Below are 11,834 nucleotides of genomic sequence, written 5' to 3' on the forward strand. Positions count from 1 at the left end.
ATGACGCCGGGCGGCTAGAGGAACTCGCGCAGGCGATCGTGCAGTGGATCATCCAGCGTTACCGCCCGCGGCGCCTTGGCGGCCAGGTAGTGCTGGCTGAAAACATCCAGATAGGCATTCAAACCATCAGCGGCGCGCTGGTCACCCGCCAGTTCCAAGCACAGGGCCGCGACTTCCGCGGTACAGAAGTGATCGTCACGTTTGGAGCGGCGCAGCTTGTAGCGTGACAGCTGCTCGGCCTGCAGGCTCAGCACCGGCAGGCTATCGAGGTAAGGGCTTTTGCGAAACATCTTACGCGCCTCGCTCCAGGTGGCATCCAGCAGCACAAACAGCGGCCGCTTGCCGGCATCCGGGCGCACCTCGCTGACCACCCGCTCGGCGGCCACATACTCACCCGGAAACACCAGATAAGGCTGCCACTGCGGGTCGCGCAGCAATGCTGGCAGGTCGGCATCGACCTCAACGCGTGACCAGCCAAACGCCGAGGTATCGGCCAGCACATCAGCAATCAGCCAACCGGTATTGCTCGGTTTGAGCGCCTCGACATCATGCATCAACAAGCACACCGCAGAGCGGGCCGCGATACGTGGCCGCCAGGCGCACAGACAGTGGGTCACCGCCAAGCGGCAATTATCACAGCGCACTGAGCGGCTGCCACGGGCGAGAAAAGGTTTGGCACTGCGGGCAATCCGCGCAGCCCGCAAACGCGCGACAGCGTGGCTCATCAGGCATTCACCTGACAGAAGAGGAAGGACGGCATGGGTGATCCTGGGTCGACAAGCGCGGCAGTCTAACAAAGCCCGCCACGCCTTATTCAACCATACGTCTTGCGCCGCCAGCGCCCACAACAGCGCAAGAGCCTGCGGACGAGTAAGATAGGCGCCACTGAACCTCTACCGGCGACTGCCGGTCAGAGGAGTCGAGACGACTTTGGAGAATCCCATGCTGCGTTTGACCAGCCTGACCCTGGCCTTGAGCCTGCCGCTGTTTGCCCAGGCGGCCACCCTGAAAGACTTTGAACTGAGTAAAGCCCTAGAACAAGTCGCGCGCGAAAGCAGCGTGGGTACACCACGGGCAATCAATGAAGACATTCTCGATCAAGGCTATACCGTTGACGGCAGTGAGCTGGTCAACCACCTCAGCGTGCGCAGCGAACATGCCGCCAAGATGCGCGGCAACCCCGATGTGGTGCGTGCGCAACTGGCCAATAGCGTGTGCCGCAATAACGGTTATCGCCAGCTGCTGGCACGCGGCGCGGTGCTGCGTTATGAGTTCAGTGAGTACAAAAGCAACCGCCCGGTGACCACCGAGCGCTTCAGTAAAGCCGACTGCGGCCTCTAAGCCGCCACCGCTGGCTTCGCGCGACACGGCTCAATCAGCCAGCGTCGCGCACGCCTCAGGGCTAACGCAGGCAGCGCGGGTCACCATGCCCCTGCACCGCCGCGAGTTCATCAGTATTGAGCAGCTCGCCCAAAGGTTTATCCAGCAACCCTGCCGCGGCTTCCAGCACATGCCCCCAGCTGGCGTGATTGGCGAACAACATGCCCGGCTCATCCAACGTGCCGCCGCGATTGCGGTAACCCAACACGCGACTCTGGCCACCATTACCCAGCAGCGGCCAGAGATGCCCGCGCGCCACTTCCGGGCGCATATGGGTGAGGAGCACACGCCGTGAACAGGCAGCGGGGAATAACTGCTCAACCCGCTCGGCAGCGGTGATCCCAGCCGCTTCCCAATGGTCACGCGGCTCACGGAAACGCCCGGGCTCCTGCAGATAGACCAAACGCCAGGCGCAACCGGCCTCACTGAGACGAACAGCCGCACGCTGCATTTCCGCCAGCTGATAGCTGCCGGTGGCGATCAAGAGCACAGGTTGCGCGCCGGGGTTCTCGGCCACGAGTAGAGCGCCGCCCTGCGCCAGCTGCTCGGCTTGCTCAGGGCTGAAGACATAAGGCCGCTCGCGTTTAGCAATCACCATGCATGCCAGTTGCCCCCGTGCCTGGTAGATGCCCGGCAACAGCGCCAACACCGAGTTATGGTCGGCCGGAAACACCACCCGGACCATGTCGCTCATTTCACCGAGCAAGGCCTCGCAGAAGGTGGTGTCCTGATGCGACTGCTGATTCTTACCGTTCTCCCAGGTGTGTGAGGTGGCCACCAGCGGCCAGCCCAGCCAGCCGGCCGGACGCCCGGCCTCTTTCTGCTGGCGGGCAAAGATGATGCGCTGACGCACCGCGCCGAGCATCTTCACGCAGAAGGCCTCATAACTCGCCACCAGGTTCAGGCCACCCTGATTGGCCAGGCAGGCAGACACCACCGCTTCTTCGTTGAGCGCAGTGATGATCGCGCCATCGAGCGCTTCCAGCGGGCTTTCCGGTGCGATAACACGATGCTTGAGCGCCTCGAGCACACCACCAAGACGGTTGCTGGCCAGCTCATCCGGGTTGCCGACCCGTGGGCGCAGCTGCGGGTTAGCACGCACCAGATCGACAAAGAATCGGTCCAGAGCCAGCATCGGCGAGCAGGCGCGCTGCTGATACTGCAGCGCAGGCAGCTGTGCCAACGACGGCTGGCGTTGTGCCAAGGGGTTGTCCCGCTCCAGCGCCCGCGTGCCTCGCGCCTCAAACAGCGCGCAGGCAGCACGCAGCTCATCCGGGGCGACCCACAGCGGCGCGGCATGCTGATTGAATAGCGCACGCGCGGCCTCATCGCTATGCGGGCTGGCTGGTAACGGCAGGTTATGCGCGGCATTGCTGCCGGCCCCATAAAAGCCGAAGCCTTTTAGTGTTTCAGCAATGCCATAGGGCATCGGCAGCGGGTAATTCAGCACACCGTCGCGCAGTTCCTGCACGCGGCGGCTCGTGCGCTGCTCCATTTCCCACAGCGCGCACACAAAAGCCGCCGGGTCGCGCCCATCGAAGCTCACCGGGTCAAAACTGCAATGGCGCAGGTGCTCGCGGAAATTATCCAGCCCGACAGGTGTCGCCAGCTCAGTGCGTTGTTCAATACGCCGGCCATTGGCGATCATCACTGGCAGGGCTAAACCACAGTCCTCAGCCCGCCACCAGCGTGGCATCCAATCACTGCCGCGCTGCTCCTCGGCCGCGCCATCGGAGAGAAACGCCACCAGTTTCTCGCCCGGCAACGGCAGGTGGGCGTATTGCAGCTCGGCAAAGCCCAGATAGCCGCCCTCGGCGATACCACCCGCCGTGTGCGGGTTAACGTGGCTGCCCAGCGGCGTGCTGACCTGACCGGCCGCGTTTTGCGCATAGCTGTAGAAATCCGCCACCAGCTGGCTCATGCCGGCCTCATCACAGGGGTAACGCTCAGCCTGTTCTGGATGCTGATTAGCCGTCAGCAGGTTGAGCGCCTCAATGGCCGCGACACAATGGCCCTGCCCCATCAACCAGCCGCGGGTCTCCCCCGTGAGGTTGTTCAGCGCCAGGTAGCCGGCATATGCCGGCACCATATTCAGCGCGCCCCCGGTATGGCCCTCGGGTGAGACCTTGAAGTCCTCTGCAACAAGCGCCACACCATCTAGGCGTACGCGCTGGGCATAGGTCATATGCACCACCAGCCACATCCCCGCCGCGCTCAGCCGATCCAGCGCGTGAAAGTGTCGGTAGACACTCGCCAGGTCCACCTGCAGCCCCGCCTGTACCAATTGGTGGGCCATGCGGTACACCGCCGCACACGTCTGCGGACTATGCTGTAACGGGCCATAACCGCGCTGCCAGGCGGCAAAGTCCGGCTCAAGGCGTGCATGCTTGGCCAACTCGCTGGCGCTGGGGAATAGCTGGGTCATAGAGGGCTCCGATGGTTTGACAACGTTCAGGCTTTTTCCCGTGACAATCGCGGCTGGGCTGGAGCTGCAACGTGTTTCGCGATGAAACGGCAACAGACCCTAGCGCAAGGGATTTAGGCAGATGCTGACCTGTATCAACACCCTCGTCCGCTGGTTAGGACAGCTTTAAGCACGACCCATTCAACTCCTTCAAGGATTAGCCATGGCCCTGCTCAACTTCCTCGGCGCGATTCAACAAGTCACCGGTTCCTGCTACCTGATTGAAAGCCGTGACGGTGCACGAGTTTTGCTCGATTGCGGCATGCGCCAGGGGCGCCGCGAAGAGGAAGACGGCAACCGCGCGCCGTTCGCCTTTGACCCGCACACGCTAGACGCGGTGGTAATTTCCCACGCGCACATTGACCATACCGGCCTACTGCCCAAGCTGGCGGCAGAGGGTTACCGCGGACCGATCTTTGCGACGGATGCGACCTGTGAACTGATGGAATTGATGCTGCTCGATGCCGCGTTTATCCAGGAGAAAGACGCCGAGTGGGAAAACAAGTGGCGGGCGCGCATGGGCAAACCCCCAATCCACCCGCTGTACACCACCGCTGACGCTGAGCAAGTCCTGAGCCAGCGCCGCCCGATGATCTGCGGCGAAAACCGCGAAGTGGCCAAGGGGGTCAACGTAACCTTCCACGATGCCGGGCATATTCTCGGCTCGGCGATTGTCGAAATAGAAGTGCAAGACCATCACCTGACTCGCCGCCTGGTGTTCTCCGGCGACCTGGGCAACACCTGCTCACCGCTGATGCAAGACCCCAGCACGCTGACGCAGGCTGATGTGGTGCTGCTGGAATCAACCTACGGCGATCGCGATCACCGCTGCAGCGAAGACACCCTGGACGAGCTGGCGGAAATTCTCCAGCAAGCCCATCGCGATGGCGGCAACGTGCTGATTCCCTCCTTCGCCGTCGGTCGCACTCAGGACCTGATCTATTACCTGGGGCGCTTTTATCAAGAAGGGCGCCTGCCGCAACAGGCGGTATTTCTCGACAGCCCCATGGCCATAAGGGCGAATGCCATCTACTCACGCTTTCAGGATCAGTTCGCCGCCGAAGACCGCGCGGCGCTGGCGGCCAAAAAGGTTAAGCGCATTGAAGACTGGCTGCCCATCCTGCATTGCACGCCAACCCCGGAAGACTCAATGGCAATCAACCGGATTAAAAGCGGCGCGATCATCATCGCGGGCAGCGGTATGTGCACCGGCGGGCGTATCGTCCACCACTTCAAGCACAACCTCTGGCGTGAAAACTGCCACCTGATTTTCCCCGGTTTCCAGGCTAAGGGCACCCTCGGCCGCAGCATTGTCGATGGTGCACAGAGCGTCAAAGTGCTCCATCAGCGCATCGCCGTAAAAGCCAAGGTGCACACCCTGGGCGGTTTCTCGGCGCACGCGGGGCAATCGCAACTCATTGATTGGGTCAGTCATTTCGGACACCACCCGGAGCTGTATCTGGTGCACGGGGAGCTGGAGAAGACCCAGGCTTTGCAGCTTGCCTTGCGTGAGCGCCTTAACTGGATCGCGAATATTCCAGAGCCTGGCGAACAAATCGCCCTCTGATGCGACCAGCCCCGGCAGCGCACGCGGTGGCGGCGCACAAAGCGTTAACTGCCAGGCATACTCAGGGCATGACTGAAGGGGTAACGCGAACTTCAGCCGGCAACCAAAAGGAGAAGTTGTATGCCCGATGAATCGGACGATTACCTGTCCCGGCATTTTCAGATCAGTGGCGTCGACCTGAACAGTAAAGTGCAAGAGCTGGCGAGCTTGGCCGCGCCCCCCAACAGCCCCAACATCAAGCTCTACCAGGCCATGCTCAGCACTGTGGTGCGCATGGCTCAAGCGGATCGCAACCGCTGGGATGCCAAAATCATGCAGCAAACCTTGCGCGAAATGGAGCAGGCCTTCAGCACGCTGGAGCAGTTCAAACGGCGGCGCAAAGTGACCGTATTCGGCTCGGCACGCACGCCAACCGATCACCCGATTTACAGCCTGGCCCGCGACCTCGGCGCGACGCTCGCCAAGCACAACCTGATGGTTATCACCGGTGCCGGCGGCGGCATCATGGCAGCCGCCCATGAAGGCGCAGGCCTGGAAAACAGCCTGGGGTTTAATATCACCCTGCCCTTCGAGCAAAACGCCAATGCCACCGTGCAGGGCAGCAACAACCTGCTGTCCTTCCACTTCTTCTTTCTGCGCAAACTGTTCTTCGTCAAGGAAGCCGATGGCCTGGTGCTTTGCCCCGGCGGCTTCGGCACCCTCGACGAAGCGCTGGAAGTGTTGACCCTGATCCAGACAGGTAAAAGCCCGCTGGTACCCGTGGTGTTACTCGACCAGCCTGGCGGCACCTTCTGGACCTGCGCCCTAGCGTTTATCCGCGAACAACTGCAAGACAACGGTTACATCCTGCCCAGTGATATGCATCTCGTACGCCTGGTGCACAGCGCCGAAGAGGCGGCCGAAGAAATCGCTCAGTTCTACAGCAACTTTCACTCCAGCCGCTGGCTCGAGGAACGCTTCGTTATCCGCCTTAACCATGCGCTGAGTGAAGCCGCCATGCAGCAGCTGAATAACGCGTTTCACGATCTGTGTACGGAGGGTGATTTCCAGCAGCAGGCGTACTGTGAGTCGGAGCAGGACGAACCCGAGCTTTGCCACATGACGCGCCTGGCCTTTGCCTTCAACGGCCGCAATCACGGGCGCTTACGCGAATTGCTCGACCTGATCAATCAGCCACACAACTGGGCGGAAAACGCCTGATTTGTCGCCCAGCCGATAGCCTGCGTGCAGTCTATCGGTAATCGCGGCTTAGCCGGCTAACAGGAAAGATCAGCCACACGGGTTTCAGTCCAGAAAGCATTTGCCTCCAGTACTGCTGCATCATCAGCGTGTAGAAGTAGGTAATGGGGAAACGGAAGGATTGATACAGGCTGACCGAGCCAGAACTGGCTGCGGCTTAATCGTCCAGAGCGCCTCGTAGCAAACGTCCAATCAACTCGGGCGGATAACCTCGATAGCTGAGAAAACGCCCCTGCTTGGCACGCTCACGCACGTCACGCGGCAGTTCACCGGCAAACTTGCGTTGCCAGGTTTCCTGCAAGTGTTCACGCCAGTCGATACCACTGTCGCGCAGAGCCTGCTCGACATCGCCACGCGCTAGACCGCGCTGCGTCAGTTCTTCACGGATACGCAGCGGTCCATAGCCAGCACGCGCCTTATAACTGACAAACGCTTCGAGGTAGCGCGCCTCAGACAACAAACCCTCTTCCGCAAGACGGTCGAGTGCTGCTTCAATCAATTCGTCTGGTGCACCACGGCTGCGTAGCTTACGCGTCAGCTCAACGCGGCCATGTTCACGCCGCGCCAGCAGATCCATGGCTGCCCGTCGCACTGCGACGGGGTTATCCAGAACAATGGACATGGACAAACCAATCAGACGTCAGCGTCAGCCAGGTCATCGGCCGTCGAGTTGGCCTTAACCGAAGGGCTTGCCACGAGCAACTTCTCGCGGATCAAGCCTTCAACAGTGCGTGCGATTTCCGGGTTGTCTTCCAGGTACTTGGCTGAGTTGGCCTTACCCTGACCAATTTTGCTGCCCTGATAGCTGTACCAGGCTCCGGATTTTTCCAGAAAACCGTGCAGCACGCCCAGATCGATGATTTCGCCGTTACGGTAGATGCCCTTGCCGTAAAGAATCTGGAACTCAGCCTGACGGAAAGGCGGTGCGACTTTGTTCTTCACCACTTTGACGCGCGTTTCGCTGCCGACTACTTCGTCGCCTTCTTTCACCGCGCCAGTACGACGGATGTCCAAACGCACCGAGGCGTAGAACTTCAGCGCGTTACCGCCGGTGGTGGTTTCCGGGCTACCGAACATCACGCCGATTTTCATACGGATCTGGTTGATGAAAATCACCAGGCAGTTAGCGTTCTTGATGTTACCGGTGATCTTGCGCAGCGCCTGACTCATCAGACGAGCCTGCAGGCCGACGTGCATATCGCCCATCTCGCCTTCGATTTCGGCTTTCGGCACCAGTGCCGCCACGGAGTCGATAACGATCACGTCGATGGCATTGGAACGCACCAGCATGTCGGTGATTTCCAGGGCTTGCTCACCGGTATCGGGCTGCGACACCAAGAGGTCATCAACATTCACACCCAGCTTGCCGGCGTATTCGGGGTCGAGCGCGTGCTCTGCATCGACGAACGCACAGGTGGCACCGAGCTTCTGCGCTTCGGCGATAACCGACAGGGTCAGGGTGGTTTTACCGGAAGACTCAGGGCCGTAAATTTCGACGATACGGCCTTTTGGCAGACCACCAATGCCCAGCGCGATATCCAGACCCAGCGAGCCAGTGGAGATAGCCGGAATGGCCTGGCGATCGTGATCGCCCATACGCATCACTGCGCCTTTGCCGAATTGCTTTTCAATCTGGCCTAAGGCAGCCGCCAAGGCGCGCTTCTTATTCTCGTCCATTTAAGTCCTCACGTAATCAAGAAGGGCCAGCTAGCGGCCACCAACAACTGTATAAGTAGACAGTATTATTCCACAGGGCAAGTCACCCGCCTACCCCGGGCTTGGATTTTCTTTCGCCAACAGGCGCAACAGCCCAGCCAGAGCGGCCTCAACCGTTTGTCGGCGAACTTCACCACGGTCACCCGAGAACTGGCGGCGCACACTGAAAATCTGTGCGCCATCGCCCCAGGCCAACCATACAGTGCCCACAGGTTTCTGCGGCGTGCCGCCATCGGGACCGGCCACACCGCTAACGGCCACGGCAAAACGCGCCCCGCTATTGGCCTGGGCCCCGCGCACCATGGCTTCGACAACCTCCTGACTCACCGCGCCAACGGTGGTGAACAGGCGTGCAGGCACCTCGAGCTGTCGGCTCTTTTGCTGATTGGAATAGGTCACGAAACCAGCCTCAAACCAGGCCGAACTGCCAGGAACCCGAGTAATGGCCTCAGCAATGCCGCCGCCGGTGCAGGACTCGGCCGTTGTCACCTGAGCCTTAGAAGCCAGCAGTTGCTCGCCTAACTCAGTCGCCAGGCGGGTCAGGGTTTGCTCATTCACAGTCATCTGCACTCCGGGGTTAAAGCCAGCCAGGCCGATACCGTACACTAGGCGCTTTTGGTGCGACACGTATGTTCGTGTCGTGCTTGGTCGGGAGCTTCCCCGTGACACCAAACCCTTTGCTATCAAAGGGTTGAAGTCAGAAGAAGCACAAGAACCTGGCTTTGTTAAGCCTAAAATGACCCGCTCGCGGGGATGCGCAATCCCTGCAAGTCAGGGAAAGTGCGTCTCAAATTCGGCTTAAACTGGCTAAAATTTGATCTAAAACGCCAAACAAAGAGCAATCTCGAACCCCGGGATTGTTACTAAACATTTCAAGAACCCCGAGGGTGAATTATACCCTCCGGGGTGCAATTCATCTCCTGGGCGACTTGGCTGTTTTGGCCCTCGCCACCGTCGAGAGACGCTGGAGGTGTCTTGTCCAAGCACGGAGCGCAAGCTCCGAATCGCATTGCTCAGCTCCGCTTACTTAGGGAGTACCGAGCCTGGCGTGTACCCGCCAGTTCACTAGATCGGCATGCGTCGGGGGCCAACCCTGGGGTGTGAAGCCCGATCCACAATGTCCCCTCTCGCAAGAGAAACGTAATCCGGTGACGGATAGCGTGGCGTCTCCGAATTGCACGGATACGCGGGGGCTAGTGACCCAACCCGCATGGCTAACACATGTGAATCGTCGACAGAACCCTCGTGACTAGTGACGGGCCTACGGCAATTATCGGCCCTAGCCAAAATGGCACAGCAGTTGGACATCGCCGTCGAAGCTGGCGATGCGGTACCTCAACAACTGTCGGGGGAGAGACGGAGCCTAAACGGGGAATCGATGCGACTCGGGGAACGTGGCAATCCCGACCACTCGCCTTGCTAGCACTATCGGCAAGGCAGGCAAACCGCAAGGGGAGCTGATGGGTGTGGGGAAGAGGAGGATGCAAGAAGCGAAGGGCTTCCTGTAACGGGTGGCATACCGGTTGAAACATCACCGGCAGGGGAAACCCTGGCTGACGTGCATCTGGTTTACGAGCGCAACAAGAGCCGCTGATTCCAGCGTAATAACGACCCTAGGGGTGGATTCTGCCCCTAGGGCAGAGTCCGTCCTGACGGTTGATCTACCTCAGGAGGACTGTATGAAAACGCAACCAGCAACACCGGTTACGTCTGCGTCCTTCGACGGAGTAATGAACTGGCACGATCTAGATTGGGCCAAGATTCAGCGCTCTGTTCGGAAAACGCAGCTAAAGATTGCGCAGGCAACACGGGAAGGCGACTGGCGCAGGGTTAAACGCCTGCAACGGATGCTGACCCACTCGTTGTGCGGTCGTTGTTTGGCCGTACGACGAGTCACGGAGAACCGGGGTCGCAAGACTCCGGGTGTCGACGGAGAAACCTGGGGTTCGCCCCATGCCAAACTCCACGCCGTGATGCGTCTGTCGAAAAAACGTGGCTATCGGCCCAAACCGCTGCGGCGGGTATGGATACCGAAACCCGGCAAGCAGGAAAAGCGCCCCCTGGGAATCCCGACGATGCTGGATCGGGCCATGCAGGCGCTTTATCTGCAGGCACTAGAACCCGCCATCGAAAGCACCAGTGATCCGAAAAGTTATGGCTTCCGGCCTGACCGTTCGACCGCCGATGCGATGGTTGAACTCTTCCACCTGCTGGCACCGCAAGCGGCGCCGGTCTGGATTCTGGAAGGGGACATCAAGGGATTCTTCGACAATATCAACCACGATTGGTTGTACCGGAATGTCCCGATGGACAGGACGGTGCTGCGCAAGTGGTTGAAGGCCGGGGTGATAGACCGGCGACAAATCATGGCTACGGAGGCTGGGACGCCGCAGGGCGGGATCATCTCCCCCTGCCTGGCAAACGCCACTCTTAATGGTCTGGAAACCTTGCTGAAAGGCCATCTGGCCCAGAGGCTTGGAATCAAAAAGGCCAAGAAAACCAAGGTTCAGGTGGTGCGTTATGCGGATGATTTCGTGATTGTGGCTGACTCGAAAGAGCTGCTGGAAAGCGAGATCAAACCCTGGGTGGAACAATTCCTGTCGGTACGAGGGGTTGCGCTATCTCGGGAGAAAACGCAGATCGTCAACATCATTAAGGGCTTTGACTTTCTCGGGTGGAACTTCAGGAAGTACGTGCCGAAATCACCGTATGGGAAGGCCAAGCTGTTGATCAAACCTTCGAAGAAAAACGTCTCGACGTTTTATCAGAAAGTGCGCGAGATCATTAAAAACAGCGGAGCCATGACGCAGGAAGCGTTGATCGGCCAACTGAACCCGGTACTGAAAGGGTGGGCACAATACCACTCCCCAGTCGTGGCAAAAGAAACCTTCAGTAAGCTGGATAGCCTTATCTTCTGGCGTATCTGGAGGTGGGCGAAGCGTAGGCACCCGAAGAAGCAGGCTGACTGGATCAGGAATAAATACTTCCAATCCATAGGCGGGCGGAACTGGGCGTTTGCGCATCCCTATAAGAATGGCAAAGGAGAGAAGCAATTCCGTCGGTTGTACAAGCTGGCGGAAACCGCAATCGTGCGCCACAAGCGTCTGCCGGGCGAATATCAGCCCTATGACGCGGAACACGAACTGAAGTGGGAGGCACTGAGGGTCCAACGGATGCAGCACAAGCTGCGTTATCGAGGACAAATTCTCAGTCTTTTCCGCAGACAGCGGGGCCTATGCGCCATGTGCGGGCAAGCAGTTAGCAAGGAAACTGGCTGGCACGACCACCACGTCATCAGGCGTGTGGACGGCGGTTCAGACATTCTGAGCAATCGTGTGCTGCTTCATCCCAACTGCCATGCGCTGGCCCACAGCCAGCAACTAAAGGTGAACCTGCGGCATAGCGGTCTGTAGTGCTAAGATCGCGCGCCATAGTTGCCGGCCAGCCATTTGGCTGGCTTTCCGTAAG

Annotated in this window: 9 protein-coding genes; 4 read left to right on the forward strand and 5 right to left on the reverse strand. The window is 59.6% G+C overall.

The genetic code is table 11. From position 1 onward, the window contains the following. Positions 1-14 precede the first annotated feature (14 nt). Positions 15-725, reverse strand: a complete 711-nt coding sequence (locus tag N1078_RS03220; RefSeq protein ID WP_274086761.1) for a tRNA-uridine aminocarboxypropyltransferase — start codon at positions 723-725, stop codon at positions 15-17. 217 nt (positions 726-942) lie between these two features. Here N1078_RS03220 and N1078_RS03225 point away from each other — a divergent pair, with 217 nt between their 5' ends. Then, entirely contained in the window at positions 943-1,341 is a 399-nt protein-coding gene (locus N1078_RS03225; RefSeq protein WP_274086762.1) for a quorum-sensing-regulated virulence factor family protein, read from the forward strand. A gap of 61 nt (positions 1,342-1,402) precedes the next feature. Here the strand turns inward: N1078_RS03225 and N1078_RS03230 are convergent, their stop codons facing one another. Then, positions 1,403-3,805: a xylulose 5-phosphate 3-epimerase gene (locus N1078_RS03230; RefSeq protein ID WP_274086763.1), complete on the reverse strand. Its 2,403-nt coding sequence runs from the start codon at positions 3,803-3,805 to the stop codon at positions 1,403-1,405. Between the two features lie 202 nt (positions 3,806-4,007). Between N1078_RS03230 and N1078_RS03235 the strand changes: the two genes are divergently transcribed. Together N1078_RS03235 and N1078_RS03240 are read left to right on the forward strand one after the other, a co-directional pair. Continuing rightward, on the forward strand, positions 4,008-5,411 hold the full coding sequence (locus tag N1078_RS03235; protein ID WP_274086764.1) for an MBL fold metallo-hydrolase RNA specificity domain-containing protein: 1,404 nt from the start codon (positions 4,008-4,010) through the stop codon (positions 5,409-5,411). A gap of 120 nt (positions 5,412-5,531) precedes the next feature. After that, complete coding sequence (locus N1078_RS03240; RefSeq protein ID WP_274086765.1) at positions 5,532-6,611, forward strand: LOG family protein; 1,080 nt, start codon at positions 5,532-5,534, stop codon at positions 6,609-6,611. Between the two features lie 196 nt (positions 6,612-6,807). Here N1078_RS03240 and recX read toward each other — a convergent pair whose 3' ends face one another. From recX to N1078_RS03255, 3 genes are all read right to left on the reverse strand, one after another. Then, positions 6,808-7,272: a recombination regulator RecX gene (recX, locus tag N1078_RS03245; RefSeq protein WP_274086766.1), complete on the reverse strand. Its 465-nt coding sequence runs from the start codon at positions 7,270-7,272 to the stop codon at positions 6,808-6,810. A gap of 11 nt (positions 7,273-7,283) precedes the next feature. Beyond that, positions 7,284-8,327 carry a recombinase RecA gene (gene recA, locus N1078_RS03250; protein WP_274086767.1) on the reverse strand — a complete coding sequence of 348 codons (1,044 nt, stop codon included), beginning with the start codon at positions 8,325-8,327 and terminating at the stop codon, positions 7,284-7,286. Positions 8,328-8,417: 90 nt separating this feature from the next. Next, positions 8,418-8,930 carry a CinA family protein gene (locus tag N1078_RS03255; RefSeq protein ID WP_274086768.1) on the reverse strand — a complete coding sequence of 171 codons (513 nt, stop codon included), beginning with the start codon at positions 8,928-8,930 and terminating at the stop codon, positions 8,418-8,420. 1,115 nt (positions 8,931-10,045) lie between these two features. Here N1078_RS03255 and ltrA point away from each other — a divergent pair. Then, positions 10,046-11,779 carry a group II intron reverse transcriptase/maturase gene (gene ltrA / locus N1078_RS03260; protein ID WP_274086769.1) on the forward strand — a complete coding sequence of 578 codons (1,734 nt, stop codon included), beginning with the start codon at positions 10,046-10,048 and terminating at the stop codon, positions 11,777-11,779. The last annotated feature ends 55 nt before the right edge of the window (positions 11,780-11,834 follow it).

Source organism: Pseudomonas sp. MIL19 (assembly GCF_028680365.1).
GTDB lineage: Bacteria > Pseudomonadota > Gammaproteobacteria > Pseudomonadales > Pseudomonadaceae > Aquipseudomonas > Aquipseudomonas spirodelae.

What these genes read in the sequence shown, in the direction of transcription:
- N1078_RS03220 (WP_274086761.1), bottom strand. Translation starts at nt 725, where the DNA reads ATGAGCCACGCTGTCGCGCGTTTGCGGGCTGCGCGGATTGCCCGCAGT.
- N1078_RS03225 (WP_274086762.1), top strand. Translation starts at nt 943, where the DNA reads ATGCTGCGTTTGACCAGCCTGACCCTGGCCTTGAGCCTGCCGCTGTTT.
- N1078_RS03230 (WP_274086763.1), bottom strand. Translation starts at nt 3,805, where the DNA reads ATGACCCAGCTATTCCCCAGCGCCAGCGAGTTGGCCAAGCATGCACGC.
- N1078_RS03235 (WP_274086764.1), top strand. Translation starts at nt 4,008, where the DNA reads ATGGCCCTGCTCAACTTCCTCGGCGCGATTCAACAAGTCACCGGTTCC.
- N1078_RS03240 (WP_274086765.1), top strand. Translation starts at nt 5,532, where the DNA reads ATGCCCGATGAATCGGACGATTACCTGTCCCGGCATTTTCAGATCAGT.
- recX (WP_274086766.1), bottom strand. Translation starts at nt 7,272, where the DNA reads ATGTCCATTGTTCTGGATAACCCCGTCGCAGTGCGACGGGCAGCCATG.
- recA (WP_274086767.1), bottom strand. Translation starts at nt 8,327, where the DNA reads ATGGACGAGAATAAGAAGCGCGCCTTGGCGGCTGCCTTAGGCCAGATT.
- N1078_RS03255 (WP_274086768.1), bottom strand. Translation starts at nt 8,930, where the DNA reads ATGACTGTGAATGAGCAAACCCTGACCCGCCTGGCGACTGAGTTAGGC.
- ltrA (WP_274086769.1), top strand. Translation starts at nt 10,046, where the DNA reads ATGAAAACGCAACCAGCAACACCGGTTACGTCTGCGTCCTTCGACGGA.